The 16853-nt window shown below is 39.8% G+C and carries 15 protein-coding genes; 9 read left to right on the forward strand and 6 right to left on the reverse strand.

Translation table 11 applies throughout. From position 1 onward, the window contains the following. Nucleotides 1-101: 101 nt before the first annotated feature. The gene (locus tag Q7J63_RS15605) at nt 102-1241 is read left to right on the forward strand and encodes a cysteine desulfurase family protein (RefSeq protein WP_019600296.1); all 1140 of its coding nucleotides are present in this window, start codon (nt 102-104) and stop codon (nt 1239-1241) included. 23 nt (nt 1242-1264) lie between these two features. On the opposite strand, the gene Q7J63_RS15610 is transcribed toward Q7J63_RS15605, so the two are convergent. Both Q7J63_RS15610 and Q7J63_RS15615 read right to left on the reverse strand, forming a co-directional pair. Beyond that, nucleotides 1265-1861, reverse strand: a complete 597-nt coding sequence (locus tag Q7J63_RS15610) for a nucleotidyltransferase family protein (protein WP_304887467.1) — start codon at nt 1859-1861, stop codon at nt 1265-1267. After that, the gene (locus tag Q7J63_RS15615; RefSeq protein WP_304887469.1) at nt 1848-3014 is read right to left on the reverse strand and encodes an XdhC family protein; all 1167 of its coding nucleotides are present in this window, start codon (nt 3012-3014) and stop codon (nt 1848-1850) included. Before Q7J63_RS15615 ends, Q7J63_RS15610 begins: the two co-directional genes overlap by 14 nt. Nucleotides 3015-3636: 622 nt before the next feature. On the opposite strand from Q7J63_RS15615, the gene Q7J63_RS15620 reads away from it, so the two are divergent. The 4 genes from Q7J63_RS15620 (at nt 3637) to Q7J63_RS15635 (ending at nt 10142) form a co-directional block, all read left to right on the forward strand. Beyond that, on the forward strand, nt 3637-8103 hold the full coding sequence (locus tag Q7J63_RS15620; protein WP_304887471.1) for a T9SS type A sorting domain-containing protein: 4467 nt from the start codon (nt 3637-3639) through the stop codon (nt 8101-8103). A 101-nt stretch (nt 8104-8204) separates the two neighbouring features. Then, complete coding sequence (locus Q7J63_RS15625; protein WP_304887473.1) at nt 8205-8657, forward strand: hypothetical protein; 453 nt, start codon at nt 8205-8207, stop codon at nt 8655-8657. A 447-nt stretch (nt 8658-9104) separates the two neighbouring features. Continuing rightward, entirely contained in the window at nt 9105-9566 is a 462-nt protein-coding gene (locus Q7J63_RS15630; protein ID WP_019600303.1) for a cold-shock protein, read from the forward strand. A gap of 90 nt (nt 9567-9656) precedes the next feature. Continuing rightward, a complete protein-coding gene (locus tag Q7J63_RS15635) occupies nt 9657-10142 on the forward strand; it encodes a hypothetical protein (protein WP_019600304.1) in 486 nt (161 codons plus the stop codon). An 8-nt stretch (nt 10143-10150) separates the two neighbouring features. On the opposite strand, the gene Q7J63_RS15640 is transcribed toward Q7J63_RS15635, so the two are convergent. The 3 genes from Q7J63_RS15640 to Q7J63_RS15650 all read right to left on the reverse strand — a co-directional run bounded on the left by Q7J63_RS15640 (nt 10151) and on the right by Q7J63_RS15650 (nt 11228). Further along, a complete protein-coding gene (locus tag Q7J63_RS15640; protein WP_019600305.1) occupies nt 10151-10600 on the reverse strand; it encodes a hypothetical protein in 450 nt (149 codons plus the stop codon). 8 nt (nt 10601-10608) lie between these two features. Next, on the reverse strand, nt 10609-10953 hold the full coding sequence (locus tag Q7J63_RS15645; protein ID WP_304887477.1) for a hypothetical protein: 345 nt from the start codon (nt 10951-10953) through the stop codon (nt 10609-10611). Between the two features lie 119 nt (nt 10954-11072). After that, nucleotides 11073-11228 carry a lmo0937 family membrane protein gene (locus tag Q7J63_RS15650; protein ID WP_304887479.1) on the reverse strand — a complete coding sequence of 52 codons (156 nt, stop codon included), beginning with the start codon at nt 11226-11228 and terminating at the stop codon, nt 11073-11075. 290 nt (nt 11229-11518) lie between these two features. On the opposite strand from Q7J63_RS15650, the gene Q7J63_RS15655 reads away from it, so the two are divergent. Beyond that, nucleotides 11519-12505, forward strand: a complete 987-nt coding sequence (locus tag Q7J63_RS15655; RefSeq protein WP_019600308.1) for a cyclopropane-fatty-acyl-phospholipid synthase family protein — start codon at nt 11519-11521, stop codon at nt 12503-12505. 92 nt (nt 12506-12597) lie between these two features. Then, nucleotides 12598-13698, forward strand: a complete 1101-nt coding sequence (locus Q7J63_RS15660) for a hypothetical protein (RefSeq protein ID WP_304887484.1) — start codon at nt 12598-12600, stop codon at nt 13696-13698. A 178-nt stretch (nt 13699-13876) separates the two neighbouring features. Here the strand turns inward: Q7J63_RS15660 and Q7J63_RS15665 are convergent, their stop codons facing one another. Beyond that, nucleotides 13877-14359 carry a DinB family protein gene (locus Q7J63_RS15665; RefSeq protein WP_304887486.1) on the reverse strand — a complete coding sequence of 161 codons (483 nt, stop codon included), beginning with the start codon at nt 14357-14359 and terminating at the stop codon, nt 13877-13879. 165 nt (nt 14360-14524) lie between these two features. Between Q7J63_RS15665 and Q7J63_RS15670 the strand changes: the two genes are divergently transcribed. Together Q7J63_RS15670 and Q7J63_RS15675 are read left to right on the forward strand one after the other, a co-directional pair. Then, on the forward strand, nt 14525-15001 hold the full coding sequence (locus tag Q7J63_RS15670) for a GAF domain-containing protein (protein WP_304887488.1): 477 nt from the start codon (nt 14525-14527) through the stop codon (nt 14999-15001). Between the two features lie 575 nt (nt 15002-15576). Further along, nucleotides 15577-16713 (forward strand): acyltransferase family protein, encoded by a 1137-nt coding sequence (locus Q7J63_RS15675; protein WP_304887490.1) that lies wholly within the window; start codon nt 15577-15579, stop codon nt 16711-16713. The last annotated feature ends 140 nt before the right edge of the window (nt 16714-16853 follow it).

The raw sequence follows: 16853 nt of genomic DNA on the forward strand, positions 1-16853 counted from the left end.
ATGTTTTTAATTTCTTGTTCAAAAGTTTGCCTGCTTGGACCAATCCATTAATTTTGGATTAGAAGGATTTTAAATCCAGAAATCCGCTGCTTTCGTATTCTATGAAATATCCCATTTATTTTGATTACAATGCCACGACACCCTGTGATGAAGAGGTAATTGAAGCAATGTTGCCTTGGTTTGGAACCCATTTCGGAAATGCTGCCAGTAAAAACCACGCTTATGGATGGATGGCCGAAGATGCAGTGGAAACCGCCAGATCCAAAGTCGCGGAACTAATCGGGGCAAAATCCAAAGAAATCATTTTTACCTCAGGTGCAACAGAAGCTATTCATTTGGGAATTAAGGGGATATCGGATTACTATCGAGGAGAAAAACAGCATTTTATTACCTGCCAAACCGAACACAAAGCCACTTTGGACACTTTCCAATCCTTGGAAAAAAATGGAGCAGAAGTAACTTATTTGGCTGTTGATGGATTAGGAAAATTGGAAATGCATCTATTGGAAAAGGCAATACTTCCCCATACCAAAATGATTGCTTTGATGTGGGCAAACAATGAAACCGGAAATATCTTTCCGATGGAAGAAATAAAGCAACTGGCAAAACAGAAGGATCTTATTCTTTTTACGGATGCAGTTCAAGCTGCCGGAAAGGTTCCAGTCAGTGTTTTAGATCTGCATCTGATGGCCATTTCCGCACATAAACTTTACGGTCCGAAAGGAATCGGGGCTTTATACATCAGACACAACCACCATCAACCCAAGCCAATTGGTCAAATACTGGGGGGAGGTCATGAAAAGGGTTTTCGGAGTGGGACGCTCAATGTCCCGGCAATTGTCGGATTTGGAAAAGCTGCTGAAATCCGACTGAAAGTGATGGAAAGTGAAAACGTCCGTTTGAAAAACCTCAGGAATCTTCTCGAAAAAAAACTGCTTGATTTGCCCGGCACAAAATTGAACGGAGATCAGGAAAACCGATTGGCACATGTTGCCAACATTGCATTTGAAGGAGTGGAAGGCGAGGAGTTGCTCAGGCTGGTGAACAAAGAAATTGCGGTGAGTTCTGGATCGGCATGTTCCACCATTTCACCAAAACCCTCTCATGTTTTGAACGCGATGGGTCTGGACGGAGATTTGGCGAGAAGTTCAATTAGATTTAGTTTGGGCATGCAAACCACCGAAAATGACATTCTTTTGGCTGTGGAGCATGTCAAAAAAGTGTTGGACACTTTGCGGTAATCCGATGTGTACAAATGGGATTTTCACAATCCCTCAATCAAACCTCTGTAATCTTCGCGGGTATCGATATCCACGATTCCCAATTCAAAATCCACCAATGCCAAATCACCGGAATGTTCATAAATGAGTTTTTTTGCTCCTTCCTTTCCGGTTAATTTCAATAATTCCGGGAAATATTTTTTCGTAAATAAAACAGGAACACCATTGGTCTCTTTATAATGGCATGCCACGATGCCTTTTCCTGTTGCGTTTTGAGTCGTGATCAATTGATCAATCAATTCCGGGCTGATAAATGGTTGGTCACAGAGAATCACCACCACTTGATCGAATGATCCCTTTTCCATCACATATTCCAATCCTAATTTCAAGGTGGATGCCATTCCTTTTTCCCATGCTGCATTCACGATAACATCCATTTTCCCCAATTTGATTTGGGATAGGATTTGGGCATATTTTTCACCCAGGACCAACAATTGGTATTGGGTATTGGAATGGATTCCCGTATCAATGGAAATTTGAAGCAATGACCGATTTTTGTACATCAGCAACTGTTTGGGAACGCCCATTCGGGTCGATCCTCCAGCAGCAAGTAGGATAAGTGCAGTTTTATTGGTTTCCATAAGCCAGAGTACTATTGGTGGATTTCAATTCTTCCATGTGGATGGGGCCTTTTTTGTCCCGGAGAAATGAAGGAGATTTTCCTTTCATGACTGCCTGTACCTCGGAGAAGATGGCCAACGCAATTTCCTCAGGGGTTTCTGAGCCGATATCAAGCCCGATGGGTGCATAAATCTTTGATTCAAACCCCTCACTTATTTTGATGCCGTTTGCCTCAAGCCTCTCTTTCAGTTTTTCGGTTTTCTTTTTTGGCCCCAAAATCCCGATATATGGCAGGGATTGCATTTGTGCTGCCGACAAAACCTGTGCTTCATATTCGAAATTGTGGGTCATCAAAAGGGCAATAGTATTGGAATCAAATTCGATTTTTGAAACCACCTCATCTGCCTTTCCCAGAATAATTTGATTGACTTCGGGAAACCTTTCCGAGGTCGCATAATTTTTTCTACCGTCAATCAAGGTAATTTCATATCCTAAAATATGGGCCATTTTCACCAAGGGGATTACATCATTGCCAGCACCGAAAAGCAATAGCTTTGTAGGGGGTTTTATAAATTGATAAAAAACGTGAACCGCATCAAAACCAATGCATTCACTGATTTTGTTGTGTTGGCTTTCGAAAACAGAGGGTATTTCATTCCTGATTTGTTCAAAAATTTCACCATGTTCTTTTTCCAACGTTCCTGTAATGCTGTCTTTTTTGAACAGTACCTTAGTTCCTATTTGTTCTGCAGAGGCATATTTGAGTGAAAAAATGGTGGTCATTACGCAGATTTCTCTTGTTCTTTGACTCAATTTCAAAAGTGCCACAGGATTCTCTACATCATTTGGATCCAAGGGTTCTATCAAGACATGTATGATTCCGTTGCAGCCCAAACCAACACCAAATTTTTGATCGTCTTCATCGGTAGTATCGTAAGTCACTAACATTGGTTTCTGTTGAAAAATCACCAATTGTGCCTTCCGAAGAGCATCTCCTTCCAAGCAGCCTCCACTGATGGCGCCTGTGAGTTCTCCATCCTCGGTCACCAACATTCGGGCTCCTGGTCTTCTATATGCTGAACCATCGACTTTCACCACTGTTGCCAAGGCAGTTTTTTTTCCTTGACTTTCTGCTTTGTCGTAGGCTGCTACGATGTTATTGATTTCTTTCATGAGGTTTTGAAATGACGAACAACAAAAATCTAATTTAAGCAAAAAACCACAAATATTTAATTTAACCCGTTTTATGCATTTCGAATTCAATAAAACAACTAATTGATAATCAATTAGTTGTTTACTATTTATGATTTTGCCCTATTGTTACCTGGATTTATTCACCTAATAGTCAAATTTTCTTTCAGTTTCAATCCCATTTGGAAACCTTTTGCATATTTCAGGCTTAACAGCCAATCAAAAAAAGCAAGTTTTTGGGTTTGTTTTGAATTCGCTTGACCTCAACTCGAACTTTTTTTATTCCTATTATTTTCCTGATTTTTATAAAAGCGGTTTTGCCTTGGCAAGAATTCAAAACACATTAAAAAACGTCCCTTATTTCTCTGCCTTTAAGCAAGGCCTCAAGGCTTTTATTTTAACTATTTTTTCAGGCTTAAATGGATTCAAAAAAACTCACTGAAGCCAATGATGTAGTAATGATGTAAATCAAAACTCACAATGATGTAGTAATGATGTACTGTGAAATCCAGTTTTTATACGAACAAACATTACTTTTCAATATTATTAATTCATTAACAATCAACAATAACCCTAAGTAAAACTGCTTATGAAAAAATTTACTATGACTATGTTATTCTGTTTTGCGTTTGTTGCCTATTTGCAGGCGCAAAGCGTAAACACAGAATGCGAAGGCACTTCGACCGAAGCTTCCGATGGTGCTTTTACCGATGGCTTCAAATACCGTTTCACTACCAATGGAACTAATATAACCGCTACTTTTGAACTTCTAGAATCAAAAGATGGTCTAGTGGCTTTTGCCCAGACTTACAATCCGAATTTTTCAGAAAGGCCCATGACACAGGTTGAAGGAAACAAGTTTTCTTTGACTTTTGCCGGTCAAACGCCCGGTTCGACATTTAGGATAGCCTGTAAATTCGCTTTTGCCGGCGGATTGGCCACTACTAAAATTCTTGAATATACTGTGGGTACTGATTGTGGGAATACGCTTTTAAATCTACCCGTTGACTTTGAAAACACCACATTGGATTACCAGCTGGTGGATTTTGGAGGAAACGCTTCTGAAATCGTCGCAGATCCAACCAACCCTCAGAACAGAGTCGTGAAATCGATCAAAACTGTAGGTGCCGAAGTGTGGGCAGGTACAACCATTGGGGATGCAAGTGGTTTTGCTTCTGCAATTCCATTTAAAGAAGGTTCCACAACCATGAGTGTTCGTGTTTGGTCTCCTAAAGCAGGAATTCCAATCCGATTGAAAGTAGAACAGGCAGGAAATACAGATGTTTCCGTAGAAACGCAAACAAATTCCATTATTGCAAACGAGTGGCAAACATTGGTATTCGATTTCTCATCTCCAGTGGAAGGTGCCGCCCTTGATTTTGCAAAACAATACAATAAAGTATCCATCTTCTTTGATTTTGGGACGAACGGTGGAGCGGGCGAACAAACATACTATTGGGATGAGGTAGTGTTCATCGCAGCAGAAGAGTTGGATCTTCCGGTTGATTTTGAAAGTACTACCATTAATTATGAATTGACGGATTTTGGAGGAAACATTTCCGAAATCGTCGCGGATCCAACCAATGCAGACAATAAAGTAGTGAAAATCATCAAACCATTGGATGCTGCGGGTTGGGCAGGCACCACAATAGGGGGTAATTCTGGATTTGCCAAACCTGTTCCATTTGCAGTAGGTGCGACTGGGATTACTTTACGGGTTTGGTCGCCCGATGCAGGTACTCCAGTCAGGATAAAGATTGAAAATTACCTGAATGTCACCCAATCTATCGAGACAGAAACAAATACTTCCCTTGCAGGTGAATGGGAAACCTTGGTTTTCAATTTTGCAAATCAGGCCCAAGGAACAGAAGCTATCAATTATGATCTGAATTTCAACAAAGCTTCCGTTTTCATGAATTTTGGAACGGAGGGAAATACAGCTGGAGAAAAAACATATTATTTCGATGATATGATTTTCGTAGGCTCTGTAGGTGGTGAAAACCCAGTTGATTCGGCTTTACCTGTTCTCCCTCTGGATTTTGAATCTACGAGCATAGAATATGGATTCGAAAATTTTGCCGGGGGAGATCTAACGAGGATAGCAAATCCGCAAAGTAATGGGATCAATACAAGTGCCTTCGTAGGACGAATGGTCAAAAATGCCGGAGAAGTTTATGCTGGGACCTTGATTCCATTGGCTACTCCAATTGATTTTTCACAAAGTAAAACTTTCAAAGTAAAAGTATATATGCCAAGAGTGGGAGCCAAGCTCTTGCTTAAAGTTGAAAACCAGTCCAATCCTGCGATCTCCTTTGAAAAGGAAGTTACTGGAACAAAAGCCAATGAATGGGAAGAGTTAAGTTTTGACTATTCTGGCATCAATCCATCTGAAAGCTACCAAAAATTGGTTTTGATATTTGATCTCGGTACAATGGGAGATGGATCAGCGAATTTCACTTATTTGATAGATGATGTTTTATTGGTCGCCGGAGGTAATGGTGGTGGAGTAGTAACGGTGGGCCAAATGGATCTTCCCGTTTCCTTTGACAACGTGGAAGTGACTTATGGATTGGTTGGATTTGGCGGCGCTGATGGCACCATTGTAGTTGACCCGACAGATGCAAACAACAAAGTAGCGCGGATAATCAAATCTGCCGACGCGCAATCATGGGCAGGAACTACTGTGACCGCAGTCACGGAAGGAGTAGAGACTGGTTTTGCTAACAAAATACCTTTCACCGCACAGAACAAGAAAATGTCTGTTAGGGTATGGTCACCAGATGCAGGAATCCCTGTTCGGTTAAAGGTGGAAAATTATCTGAGTGTCAATCAGTCTGTTGAAACCGAAACAAAAACTACCCTTGCAGGTCAATGGGAAACTTTGGTTTTTGATTTTGCCAATCAAGCTCAGGGTACAGAAGCGCTCAACCTTGCCTTGAATTTCAACAAAGCCTCCCTTTTCTTCAATTTCGGGACAGAAGGTGCTACAGCTGGAGAGAAAACCTATTACTTTGATGACATCGTATTTGGTACATCAGCAACCGAAAACCCAGTTACAGGTCAGCTTCCGGTAATTCCATTGGATTTTGAATCAGGCGAATTGGCCTATGATTTTTTGAACTTCGAGGGAGGAGAGTTAAGCAGAATCGCCAATCCACAATCAAGTGGAATCAACACCAGCGGCTTTGTGGCACAAATGGTCAAAAATCCGGGAGAAGTATTCGCCGGAGCAGTGATTCCTTTGGCTTCAGCTATTGATTTCAGTAAAGGGAAGATTTTTAAAGTCAAAGTATACATGCCGAGGGTTGGTGCGAAGCTTTTGTTGAAAGTGGAAAACCAAACCGATGGAGGAATTGCTTTTGAGAAAGAAGTTACCGGAACCAAGGCAAACGAATGGGAAGAATTGACCTTCGATTATTCGGGTATCAGTACCTTAAACAGTTATCAGAAGGTGGTTTTGATCTTTGACTTGGGAACAGCTGGAGACGGCTCTGCGAATTTCACCTATTTGGTGGATGACATTGCACTGGTTTCAGACGGTGAAAATCCCGTGACAAGTCAGCTTCCAGTGATTCCTTTGGACTTTGAATCCGGAGATCTTAAATATGATTTCTTGAACTTCGAGGGAGCAGAGCTTACCAGAGTTTTCAATCCTCAAGTAGGAGGCATCAACACTAGTGGTTTTGTTGGCCAAATGATTAAATATCAAGGTGCGGTATTTGCTGGAACATTGATCCAATTGGCTTCACCGATTGATTTCAGCCAAGGAAAAATCTTCAAAGTCAAAGTGTTTATGCCAAGGGTTGGTGCGAAGCTTTTGTTGAAAGTGGAAAACCAAACGAATTCAGAGATTGCTTTTGAAAAAGAGGTTGCCGGAACCAAGGCAAATGAGTGGGAAGAATTGACCTTCGATTATGAAGCCATCAATACCACGAACAGTTATCAGAAAGTGGTCTTGATCTTTGATTTGGGAACTGTTGGAGACGGCTCTGCGAATTTCACTTATCTGTTGGATGATATTTCACTTGTTGCAGATGGAAGCACTCCAGTGGAGACATTGGCACAAATGAATGTTCCAGTAACCTTTGACGGAGAAAATGTCAATTATGGCTTAGTTGGATTTGGTGGGGCGGATGCTTCCAGCATCGTTCAGGATCCTACCAATTCTGCAAACAAAGTAGCAAAGGTGACGAAATCAGATGCAGCGGAGCTTTGGGCAGGAACTACAGTCACTGCCACCTCCAATGGAGTTCAGACCGGTTTCAGTAGTAAAATTCCCTTTACAGCTGAAAATAAAAAACTAAGTGTAAGGGTTTGGTCACCGGATGCTGGGATTCCTGTGCGATTGAAGGTTGAAAACCATTTGAACAATGAAGAGTCAGTAGAAACTGAAACATCCACAACAGTGGCAGGCAATTGGGAAACGCTTTCTTTTGATTTTGACAACCAAGTGGAAGGTACAGCGGAATTCAAGATATCCTCTTCTTATAACAAGCTTTCGATTTTCTTTAATTTCGGAAAAACGGGTGCAGAAGCAGGTGAAAAGACCTATTATTTTGATGATATCGAATTTGGAGAGCAGGTGGCATGTGTCAATCCTCCAAAGCCAGTGATCACCATGACAGGAGTAGGTACGGAAACCATCATTTTGACTTCCAGTGCATCAGAGGGAAATCAGTGGTTCTTCAACGGTGTAATCATTCCAGGAGCCAATGGAATGACCTTGTCTGTGACTGATTTTGGTGTGTTCACTGTGCAGGTTACACTTGGTGATTGCAAAAGTGAAATTTCAAATGGGACTGTATTGATTGTCAATGGATCTGAAATCAGGCCAATCGGCAGTATCCGCGTCTTCCCTAATCCTACTGTTGATTATGTAGAGGTACATGGAATGAACGGGGCGCTAAGAAGTTTGGAAATCATCGACATGACTGGGAGATCATACGCAATCCCTTTCGTCCAAATAGGGGATGTTTATCAGGTAAACATGTCAGGTTTATCTCCTGGCGTCTATGTGCTTTGGATCCAACAGGGCAACGAGAGTTTCAGAACTAAAATCATTAAAAAATAGGAAGACTTGTTTTCGGCCCAATATCTTTTCAACAAACGAAAGTGGACTTAAAAATGATATTGGGCGAAGCAAATGTTGATCTAAAACATACATAAGAAAAAATGAAAAAAATATCGAATCTTAATCAAATGTTTTTCCTGGTTCTCCTAATGGGAATGATGGGATTGGTGTCAAGTTGTAAGGATGATGTTGAAAAACCGAAACCCACTTTGAAGGAAGAGGCGATGGAAAAACTCACCAACACTACTTGGAAATTGGACCGAGTGACCGTTGATGGAGTGAACCAGACAGCTGTCTACAGCGATTTGACTTTGAGTTTCACCAGTACAGCTTATAACAGTACCAATGGTGGAGTCGTCTGGCCAGCAAGTGGGACTTGGGCATTTACCAATGAGCAGGCCACGGTCATTAAGCGAAATGATGGTGTGGATGTCACAATTCAAGAACTGACAGCCCAGACACTTAGGTTGGCAATGCCTTGGGAGACCAACACGCTCAAACCGGGTCGGTTGGAATCCTTGGCAGGTCAACATGTTTTCACGTTTGTGAAATAATCAGTCAATCCATCAAAAAAGAGGCAGGGAGACAATCCTGCCTCTTTTTTGATTCAAGACCAAAAGTCAAATAATTAAATTATTAACTTAGTTCTATTAAGCGATTGATTTTCGACCTAAAATGTCCTAAAGGGAGACTGAACGATGATAAACAGGATTTATCCATTTATTAATCCCATATTTTCATAACATAACCGTCCACAAAATAGGAAAAAACTAAAATTTCTCGGTACTTTGTATTCCTTACAGCTATTCTGATAAGAATCTGTTTAGGTTCCCTAAATATTGACAAAAGTTTTTTAATCTTAAAGTTATAAACTTCAGCCATATTCAGTAAAAAGTTTATTTTTATTGGACGTATCAGGGAACACTGATGGGACCTTAAGGGTTAGGGAATTGAAGGGGAATTATTGAAAGAACATCATTATCAAACAACAAAAATTATAAATGGCAAAATCGAGAGAAACTTTTAACAAAAAAGAAAAGGAAAAGAAAAGACTCAAAAAGAAGCAGGACAAAGATGAGAAGAAAGTTGCCCGTAAGGCCAACACAGATAAAAGCGGAGATCTAGATGATATGATCGCCTATGTTGATGCAGATGGAAACATTACCTCAACTCCTCCTGATCCTCTGAAAAAGAGAGTTGTCATTGCCGAGAATATCCAGATTGGGGTTTCGAGACAAGAGGACATTGAGCCTGAAGATCCAACCAGAAAAGGTACGGTAACCTTCTTCAACTCATCAAAAGGTTATGGTTTTATCAAAGACCAGGAATCACAGGAAAGTATTTTTGTCCACTTGAACGGCTGCATAGACAGTATTCAGGAAAGCGACAAAGTGACTTTCGAAACTGAAAGAACGCCCAAAGGTCTGAGCGCAATAAAAGTGAAAATATTGGATAAGGTTTAATTATCCAATATTTTTTAATTTCTTCCTTTATCGACTGAAATTCCCGATCAATTTTAAATACCCCATCAAGTTTTTGATTCTATTGGATACATGAAAATAGCAAGTCTGGCAGATATCAAAAAGGAGTTGAATTTTTTATCGGAAAAAGAACTCATAGCCCTCATTACAGATTTGTCCAAATTCAATATGGACAATAAAAAATATTTATTTTTTAAACTTTATGAACGGGACAATCCTAGGCTTTTCATCGAAATGGTACAGGAGGAACTCAAGAGTGAATTCCAAAATGCCAATATCAGCCATTACCATCTCGCCAAAAAATCCGCGCAGGGCATCCGAAGAAAGCTCAATAAATTTTTGAAAATCTCCAAGGACAAAGCTGCTCAAATTGAGTTGATCATCGATTTTTGCAAAATGTTGCAGGAATATGGTTACCTCCGGTTTCGACATCCCGTCATTGACAACCTATACAAAGTACAAGTCGGAAAAGTCGAAAAATTGATCAGCGGGCTTCATGAAGATCTTCAATATGATTTTCAGGACAATCTAGATGACTTAAAAGATTACGTTAGATAATTTACATCTCAATTCTCTGGATCTTGATATGTAATATCTTTGGAATCTGGGGTGATGTCAATAATTTGTTTCCTAGGCCTTTTTAGTTTTGTTTGGATAAAACCGATAATCTTGTTTTTCACCTTTTCCACTTTTTCTGGATTATGGGAAAGCACATTGGTTATTCCAAGCATCAAGGCTGTGCCAATGATGGTCTTTGCAGGTCCGGCAGATGCGCCAACAAGTATTTTTTTCAGAACCAAACCACTCGAAAGGCCCAAAGTGGTATTCAACAAGTTCTGCTTTACTTCCGGAGATTCTGTCGCTTTTTTGAAGGTGTTTTTGATCAGGTTCAAGGGCTTGAGGTTATCAGAGACAAGGTGGAACTCCGCCTTGAGCAATCTCAAATCCTCTTCCCGTTTTCTTTCCAATGCCCAAATCGCAGCATTCAGGTCGGTTTCTGATTTTATTTTTTTCATGATTGGGTCTAATCTAAAATTTGGGAGATGAGTAAATTACTGACGGGTTTTTCTACCCATTTGTGAAGGAAAAAATAGAAAATGATGCTGGTAAGGAAATAAAAGGCCCCAACTACAAAAAATCCATAATAAAGTTTTCCCAAAAGATCTCCGAGATAAAGAGATAAGCCAACACTGGATAGCAGCAAGAACATTGAAACCATCAGCATGAGACCCATTCTCGCCACCAAAGTCGTCATTATTTTTGATGTTATGGCGACCGTTTTTAGCTTGGACAGTTCAAGGGTGGTTTTGCCAAAAGTATCAATCCTTTCATACAAAGCATCTATTGATCCTGATTTAATGGTTTCCATAAGATTTATTTTAGTTTTACTTTTCCTTGACTTCAAAAACAGTACCCAATAAAAAAACAGGAAAGGAATATTTTTCCAATCCTGTTCCAAAGTTGGTGATCTTGCAATCCTTTTGTTTTTTAAACGATTCTCCCTCCTTGTATCACCCTTAAAATGATGGCTATAATGGCAATAACGAGAAGGACATGGATCAAACCACCCGCACTGTAGCCTATAAATCCGATTGCCCAGGCGATGATTAAAATCACTGCGATAATATAAAGTAAATTTCCCATAATGTTAAAAATTTAGTTTGAAAGATTGGAATTGGTTTTTTACTGTAATTCACAAATAATTTATTGATTTATTGAGACAATGAAAAATATTCTGTACACTATTTTGTCAATTGCTAAATTTCATAAGGTTTTTTTAGAGACTTTGGGTGTTTTTATTTTTTTGCGTAAAAAATTTCTTGAATCGGGAATATGTTTTAAAGGTTTTATTACTTAAATTAAATATATTATTACATTAAGAGAGCAATGAGTTTTATTTAATCATTTATTTTTCACTCTTTAATCAAATAAAAATGGGATCAGATCAGTTAAAACCGGAAACTTTGACAGATAAGTGGATTGGTTCAAGTGTCAGCGAAAGAGAGGGACAAACTTGGGACAAGAAAAAGGAAATGGATTTCACTTATTCCAACATTGACAAATTTATCCGGCTGAGTTTAGGGGAAAATGCCCACTTCAGCAATGCCATGTACAATGGAGATTTCACCCTAAGTTTGGACGAGGCCCAAAAAAGAAAGTATGATTTTGTGATTGATCAATTGGGGATCAAGGCTGGAACCAAAGTATTGGACTTGGGTTGTGGCTGGGGAGGTTGGCTCAAATATATCAGGGATACTGTTGGCGCAAACGGTGTAGGAGTGAATCTCTCTGATGCTCAAACAGCCGCCTGCATTGAATCTGGGCTTGATGTTTACCTCAAGGATGCCAGATACATCAAACCACAGGATTTCGGTTTATTTGATGCTGTCACGGCTTTTGGGAGTTTCGAACATGTGGCTTCTGTCAAGGATTATTTGAATGGCAATCAGGACGAGGTTTACGATGATTATTTCAAGCACATTTACAACCTTCTTCCCAAAGGGGGGAGGTTTTATATGCAATCCATGGTTTTTGGTAAAAATATGATTCCTTTTGAGGAGATCGATATCAATGCTCCCAAAGGCTCAGATAGTTACATCATGGCACTTTTGCTCAAACATAATCCCGATTCATGGATACCCTATGGTCACGAACATATCCTAAGGGTAGCTGAACCCTATTTTAAGAAAGTTTTTTACAGTGACGGACGACTGGATTATATCAAGACCAATCGGGAGTGGACTAAATTATTCTATAAATTCGACCTAAAAAAATACCTTTGGTTTGCTTCATTGGTCCCCAAACTGATTACCGATAAGGAATTTAGGCACCAACTCGCCGTACTCAGGGTTAGACCAAACAGGGTTTGCTTCGAGAGGGAAATTATGGGACATGCAAGATTGGTATTTGAAAAAAAATAAACCAAAATTTTGAAGGGAAAACCGAAGCCTTGCAATAAAAATATTCTAAAAGAGAATAAAACTGTTGAAATGGCATTCCGTTTACTTTAATTATGCATGAAAAATTATTGAGTCTTTTGATCCTCCTGATAAGTTTGATCACTCCGTTAAAAGCGCAGGAAATCAGTTTTGGATTAAAAAGGAACGCACTGGACTTGCCAGAGCGTATTTTTGAGTTGGTAGAAGTGGTTGACGCAAGACGCAATAAACCGGCGTTGGGCAAAATCTATACCTCTTCCAATCAATCCGTTTTATATGGATTAGAAGGTGGTTTTCAAGAAGGGCTCAAGCAATTTTATAACAATACCGTCCCGAAAAAAGGTGAAATTCGTCGCATCCAATTGCATGTACTGGAATTTGCCATCGTTGAGCAAAAGCAAGGGAATTCGGTGGCATCAGGGGATATCAAAATGAAATTTGCTTATTACCTTGAAGGTGCTTTTCAGCCTATACATTTGGTTGATTATGAGGCAGGAATGAATTACAGACGCTCGATCAACCGGACTGATTTGGTAGGAAATGTTCTAAACCAAGGCATAAAAAAATCAGTTCAATTTTTGAATGATTGGATAAGAGATCAGGCGGCAGACGACCGAAGGCTAGCCAATAAGGTCCGCGTGGAAATTATTGAAAAAGACCGGATCAACCATCCTGACACTGTTTTTTATAATGCCAATAAACCAATTTCTTTTCAAGATTTTAGGGATAGGCCCAATGTGGCTAGTCGATTCAATGCCACAATTTTCACCAGTTTATCTTTGGAAGGAGCCCCCTTTGTTCAGGAAGGGACAATTATTCTGCCTTTGGAGGTAAAAGTCTATATGCTTCCCGGGTCATCTTGGATAAAAAGCGGTGGCCAAAGTGAGTACACTTTGAACCATGAACAACGGCATTTTGATGTCACCAAGATCGTAGGAAATCGATTGGTTGAAAAGCTTAAGCATATGGATTTGAATCCCGACAACTATGAAGGTTTGGTAAACGATGCATTTTTGGATGCTTTTCGGGAAATGAACCGGCTACAGGAAATATATGATGGTCAGACACGCCATGGTTTGGACCATGGGGCTCAATCTCGATGGAACACGATACTTGATCAAGCCTTGGAAGGAAATATGACCAGTGTGGAATTGGAATTAATGAAAGGGAAATAAGTTTGATCCGTGTTTGGCTTTACAAATTTTATTCTAACCTGAAATCACTTCATAATCAGTCTCAGTTTATTATTTTTGACTTCACCAAATCGTCTGATTTTCTGTCGGTTTGAACCCCTATTGGCGAACCTAATGCATATTTCGCGTTTAAATCCAGAAAGGAAGGTAAAGGAAGTATTCAGGATTCGGCTTCTAACATCCTTAAGATGATCATCAATTGACCAGTATGGTAGGCATTGTGTTCAAGAATGAGCAATGCTTCCCGGAAAAGGGTTTGTCCAGTTCCATAGGGAAAGGGATGCAAAAGACTTTTGGTGTTGTTTAAAAGGAATGCATTGAATTTTTCCCGATCATCAAAAAAATCCTTTTGGGTATTGATCCAGTGTTCGGGAGAATCAGGAAGGTCATTTGTTGGCCAATATTCTTCAGGCCAGCTGAGCTCTTTGTAATTGGAAGAAGTAGAGAATTCCAAAATGTCTTTTTGGGCAATCCGCATGTGCTCAAATACTTGCCAGAAAGAGTAGGGGAGTCCTGAAAATTTTAAACCAAGTTCTTTAAATTTTATTTTACTGAGAATTTCCTCAATCTTGACAAAGGCATTGCCTCCTAAGATATGTTGGATCAGGAGTGGCGAGAATGATTCTGGCTGGTCGGAGCTCATTTTAAGAATTTTAATATTTATAGAAACGAAGTATATTTAGGATGAAAGTTATAGAAACCAATTTGTTTTTGGTATTCAAGGCTTATAATTTCACGAAGATTTTGACTATCATTGGGAAATCTAATGTATTTAATATTTAGTTTTTATACTCAATAAAATCATTTTATGGCTTTATCGGCTTCAATTCTTGACATTTTAAAAGAATCCACAAGTCCAATGCATTGGCAAAAGGTGTTGTCAACCCTTATCTCGGAATTTGGTTGCTCCACAGGCACGTTGCATTCTTTTGACAAGGAATCCCAACACTTGGTACTGATGGCCCAGCAAGGAATTCCTGAATTTCTACTCCCTAAAATGTCTAAAATTCCCATAGGAAAAGGAATGGCAGGGATTGCGGCTGAGCGCAGAAAGCCTGTGGAAATGTGCAACCTCCAGACTGACGACACAGGAGTAGCCCGACCAGCGGCGAAAGAAACCAAGGTAGAAGGTTCTATTGCTGTACCGATGTTGCTTAATGGGGAGTTGTTTGGAGTTTTGGGGATTGCCAAGCCGGTTTCGTATGATTTCACCAAAGACGAAAGTGATATGCTGTTGGAAATAGGAGAGTCAATCGGTAGGATTCTCAAATCCGAAACTGTTTAACCCGAATTCCAAGACAGCGGAAAAGTTACGGAAAACATCTAACTTGAGGTAAGTTAGATGGGATATGCTTTAGGTTTCATAATAAGGGGGCAAACTGACAGGAAATCAGACGATTTGGAGAATAAGGCCTGGTCCCCCAACATGGTGAAGTCGAACACAGCATCCATCTGATTGATTATTAATCAATTTCAAGTGGGAATTGAATTGGTAATCCATAAAACAGGTTTAATTGGATAAGCATTACAATTAAGATCAGATTGATTTTATATGGACTGGAAGGGTTTGTTTGAATCAAAGTTATTTTTTTCAAGTTGGAGATGTGGCTTTTACAACTCAATCGGGTGAAACCTAAGCAGTACATTTCTTCGAAGCCAAATCTTTGAGGAAGAACATCGGATTTAAAATTGCAATTGGATTTAGATAGGATGCGGTTGGCTATATTGTATGACTTGAATTTTGTAAGCCGAAAAAGAAATTGAAAACTACCGGCTATTTTTTTTCAGTGTCAATAGACAAAGAAGCCGGCCTTTTTTGAGGAGACGAATCAATTAGTTTTTTAAATAAAATACTGTAATATGGAAAACAAAAGATTAGTATCCCTTGATGCTTTCAGAGGCTTTACCATTGCAGCCATGATACTTGTAAATTTTCCAGGTGACTGGAATTATGTTTTCAGTCCATTGCGGCACAGTGAATGGTGGGGTATTACGTTTACAGACGTCATTGCGCCTTTTTTCTTATTTACAGTTGGTGTTTCTATCGCCTTGGCTTATTCCAAGCGACTTGAGGCGGGAAATAAACCGCAGGAAATGTATAAAAAACTGTTTATACGCGCCATAAAAATATTCATGGTGGGAATGATCCTAAATTTAGGCCCCTCGCAAGGCTTCGATTCTCAAGTAGATGATTTTGGAATACTGGCTAATTTCAGTTGGGAAGAAGTGCGCTGGGCGGGCACATTGCAGCGTATTTCCATTGTTTTCCTGGTTTGTGGCCTTTTGTTTTTACAGACAAGTTGGCGTATGCAGGCCGCTATCGGTGCGATGGTGTTGGTGCTTTATTCCCTAGCAATGCTGTTAATTCCAACTCCTGGGTATGACAAAGCAATGCTTGAACCCGGTGTTAATCTCGCAGCTTGGGTTGATCAGCAGTTACTTCCCGGGAAAATGTGGCGGGGAACATGGGATCCGGAGGGTATACTTAGCACATTCCCTTCTATTGTTACCGGCATCTCGGGTTTGATTGTTGGAAGACTTCTGCTTACAAAACAACCCATTGAAGCAAAAGTTAAAACGCTTTTGTTCTGGGGGTTTATCTCATTTATTATTGGTATTGTGTTGACCTGGAACTTTGGGCTAAACGAAAATCTCTGGACGCCTTCATTTGTATTGTTCACTTCAGGAATGGCAGCCATGATACTCGCTTCTTCTATCTATGTGATTGATATGGGGAGCAATCAAAATTGGGCACAATTTGGAGTGGTCTATGGTATGAATGCCATCACCGTGTATGTTTTGGCTGATCTCCTGGCAATTATTTTTTATTATCTCTCATTTGGTGAGCATTCATTGAATGCCCATTTTTTCAATGCATTTACTTCCATTGGCATTGCGCCTAAAGTGGTCAGTTTGCTTTATGCGTCAATTTTTGTGGGTATCAATTTCATTCCGGCTTGGTTTCTTTTTAAACGAAAGATATTTATCAAACTTTAAACCCGAATTCTAAGACGTTGGAATAGTAACGTTAATGCGCTAACTTTTGGTTGCAGCTTGAAAGCCTATGCATTGAATGGTGATTTTATCCCTTCCCGAATTCTGGTAGAAATGTTCAACCCCAATCTCTAAGGTTAGGG

The organism is Rhodonellum sp. (assembly GCF_030656585.1).
GTDB lineage: Bacteria > Bacteroidota > Bacteroidia > Cytophagales > Cyclobacteriaceae > Rhodonellum > Rhodonellum psychrophilum.